This is a genomic window from Neisseria sp. P0021.S005 (assembly GCF_051956955.1).
In genome coordinates, this window is sequence record NZ_JBQCWY010000327.1 from 1 (window position 1) to 3,349 (window position 3,349).

Consider the following 3,349-nt stretch of genomic DNA (forward strand, 5'->3'; position numbering starts at 1 on the left):
ACAGAAAACAATATGATAACTTTATCAGTTTAGCATTTCATCAGGCCGTCTGAAAGGGGAGTTGGCTTTCAGACGGCCTGATTTTACAAACCGATTAGCGTTGGGTTTCTACTGCTTCCAAAGCGCGCAAAGCGTAGGTATAAGCGGCACCTGCATTCAGAGCGATAGCGGTGGCCAATGCGCCGGCGATTTCGCTTTCGGTTGCACCTGCTTTAGCTGCAGCGGCAGCATGCACGCTGATACAGCTTTCGCAACGTGTGGTAATGGCAACGGCGATGGCGATCAGTTCGCGTGTTTTGGCATCCAGTGCTTCGGCAGCGGCTGCTTGATCCAGTGCGCCGTAGGCTTGCAGCATTTTAGGATGGTTTTTACCCAGTTCACCGAATGCTTTTTTTACCAAGGCGGTATGTTCAGGCCAGTCTTTAAACATGATATGTCCTTTCTTAATGTGAGTGGATAAGATAAAAAATCCTATCCGTTTGTGTTTAGTGTGTGTATTATTGCAATAATTGGAAGAATAAAATCGTCAAAACATCTCATTTATTGGTAAAAAACACTATGGATATTTTGGATAGGCTGGTCGAATTGGCGCAGGTAAAAGGCAGCGTGGATGTTCAATGTCTTTTTCGGGGGAAGTGGTATGTGCGGCATGAGCCCAAGCGTGCGCATGGTTTGGTGCATATCGTAACTGCCGGTTCGGGTTATATCCGAATTGATGGGGAGCAAGAGGCAAGGCTGCTGAGTGCGGGGGATGTCATTTTTTTCCCGCGTAGTGTAGGGCATACTTTGAGCAGCGATAGCAGTTGTGAAAATCTTGGTGTTAATGTGCTGACGAGTGAAAAAGGCGCATTTAAAGTCAAGCAAAGTCATGCAGGAGGCGATGCGGCTTTGCATCTTTTCTGTGCACGGTTTGAATATGAAGCGCAGGCGGATATTATGGCGGGGCTGCCTGATACGGTTTTACTGAATATCAACCATCCTTCTTTGCAGTATTTGGTGGCGTTATTGCAATATGAGAGCGGTCAAGCTTTGTCAGGTTCGGTAGCGGTTGTGAACGCATTGGCTTCGGTGTTGTTGGTATTTCTACTTCGAGCCAGCCTAGAGAAAAATGGGGAAGCGCAATTAAGCGGTTTGCTGAATGGTTGGCAGGATAAACGCCTGCGGAATCTGCTTCAGGCAGTAGTGGATAAGCCGGAAGAGGAATGGAATATCGAGAAAATGACCGCGATGGCCAACTTATCTCGCGCCCAGTTGATGCGGGTATTTAAGCAGCAGACGGGAACAAGCCCGCATGCCTTTGTAAACAGTATCCGCTTACAGCAGGGGGCATTATTGTTGAAACAGACGGCGGATTCGGTTTTATCGGTTGCGCTCTCGGTGGGTTTTCAATCGGAAACGCATTTTGGCAAGGCATTTAAAAAGCAATATGGGATATCGCCGGGGCAATATCGAAAAAATGATCGCGCTGATGAAGCGGCAGTACAAGCGGAAGAAATACCGATTTACTTTATTTGAACAGATGATAAAAGGCCGTCTGAAAGTGTGAAAATGAAATCTAGGATTTCTAAAACACTTTTCAGACGGCCTTAATTTTAAAACGTATCAATCAAACAGAATTAGTCCAGTTTTTTGAAATGACGGCGACGTTCCAATTCGCTCAGGTAGCGTTTACGCAGGCGGATGGATTGTGGCGTAATTTCAACCAGTTCGTCATCGTCGATGAACTCAACTGCGCCTTCCAAAGTCAATTTGATCGGCGTAGTCAGGCGCACGGCTTCATCTGTACCGCTGGCGCGGACGTTGGTCAGTTTTTTACCTTTCAGAGGGTTTACCACCAAGTCGTTGTCGCGACTGTGAATACCGATAATCATACCTTCGTAGACTTTGTCGTTTGGAGAAACGAACATACGGCCGCGGTCTTCCAAGTTCCACAGGGCGTAAGCAACGGCTTCACCTTGCTCTTGAGAAACCAGTACGCCGTTGTGACGGCCGGGCATATCAGGTTTAACCGGAGCATAGTCGTCAAAAACGTGGCTCATCAAGCCGGTGCCGCGGGTCAAAGTCAGGAATTCGCCTTGGAAACCGATCAGACCGCGTGCAGGAATGTGGTATTCCAGACGGGTACGGCCATTACCGTCGCTTTCCATATTGGTCAATTCGCCACGGCGACGGCCAAGCTCTTCCATAACGGCACCTTGGTTGTCATCAGGTACGTCCACGGTCAGGTTTTCGTAAGGCTCGCATTTTTGACCGTTGATTTCACGGAATACCACGCGCGGTTTACCGACTGCCAATTCAAAGCCTTCACGGCGCATGTTTTCCAACAAAATGGTCAGGTGCAATTCGCCACGGCCGGAAACGCGGAATACATCAGCGTCGGCAGTATCTTCAACACGCAGGGCAACGTTGGTCAGCAATTCTTTTTGCAGGCGGTCGCGGATTTGGCGGGAAGTCACGAATTTGCCTTCAGTACCGGCCAAAGGAGAAGTATTGACCATAAAGTCCATGGTCAAGGTAGGCTCGTCCACGCTCAACATAGGCAAGCCTTTAGGATTGTCTTTGTCGGTAATGGTTACGCCGATACCGATGTCTTCGATACCGGAAATAATCACGATATCGCCGGCTTCAGCTTCTTCCAAAGGTACGCGTTCCAAGCCTTGGAAGCCCAACAGCTGGTTGATGCGGCCTTGGGCAACTTGTTCTTCATGATTCATCACGGCAACAACTTGGCCGGGTTTGATGCGGCCGTTCAGGATGCGGCCGATACCGAGGCGGCCGGTATAGTTGTCGTAGTCCAGTTGGGAAATTTGGAGTTGCAGCGTTTCGTCCGCGCTGCCGCTTGGTGCAGGCGTGTGTTTCAAAATGGTCTCGAACAGAGGACGCATATCGCTGCTCTCGTCGTTCTCATCCAGTTTGGCAAAGCCGGACAGGCCGGAAGCATAGACGATAGGGAAGTCCAATTGTTCGTCGGTTGCGCCCAGGTTGTCGAACAATTCGAATGTTTGGTCGATAACCCAGCTTGGACGGGCAGACGGTTTGTCGATTTTGTTGATAACAACGATAGGTTTCAGACCCAAAGCCAAGGCTTTTTTGGTCACGAAACGGGTTTGCGGCATAGGGCCTTCTTGTGCGTCAACCAACAGTACGACGCAGTCAACCATGCCCAATACACGTTCCACTTCGCCACCAAAATCGGCGTGTCCCGGGGTATCTACGATGTTGATGTGGTAGCCTTCGTATTCGATGGCGGTATTTTTAGCGAGAATGGTAATGCCGCGTTCTTTTTCAAGATCGTTGCTGTCCATGACGCGTTCTTCGACTTGCTGGTTGGAACGGAATGTACCGGACT

Annotated in this window: 3 protein-coding genes; 1 reads left to right on the forward strand and 2 read right to left on the reverse strand. The window is 49.3% G+C overall.

From position 1 onward, the window contains the following. Positions 1-94: 94 nt before the first annotated feature. A complete protein-coding gene (locus ACTHUE_RS13580; RefSeq protein ID WP_003686488.1) occupies positions 95-430 on the reverse strand; it encodes a carboxymuconolactone decarboxylase family protein in 336 nt (111 codons plus the stop codon). Between the two features lie 128 nt (positions 431-558). On the opposite strand from ACTHUE_RS13580, the gene ACTHUE_RS13585 reads away from it, so the two are divergent. Next, the gene (locus tag ACTHUE_RS13585; protein ID WP_070461820.1) at positions 559-1,515 is read left to right on the forward strand and encodes an AraC family transcriptional regulator; all 957 of its coding nucleotides are present in this window, start codon (positions 559-561) and stop codon (positions 1,513-1,515) included. A 101-nt stretch (positions 1,516-1,616) separates the two neighbouring features. On the opposite strand, the gene typA is transcribed toward ACTHUE_RS13585, so the two are convergent. Next, positions 1,617-3,349: translational GTPase TypA (typA, locus tag ACTHUE_RS13590; RefSeq protein ID WP_440423737.1), on the reverse strand; the 1,733-nt coding region annotated here is incomplete at its 5' end.

Excerpts from the sequence above, each read along its gene's own strand:
- ACTHUE_RS13585 (WP_070461820.1), top strand. The coding sequence starts at position 559 with ATGGATATTTTGGATAGGCTGGTCGAATTGGCGCAGGTAAAAGGCAGC.
- ACTHUE_RS13580 (WP_003686488.1), bottom strand. The coding sequence starts at position 430 with ATGTTTAAAGACTGGCCTGAACATACCGCCTTGGTAAAAAAAGCATTC.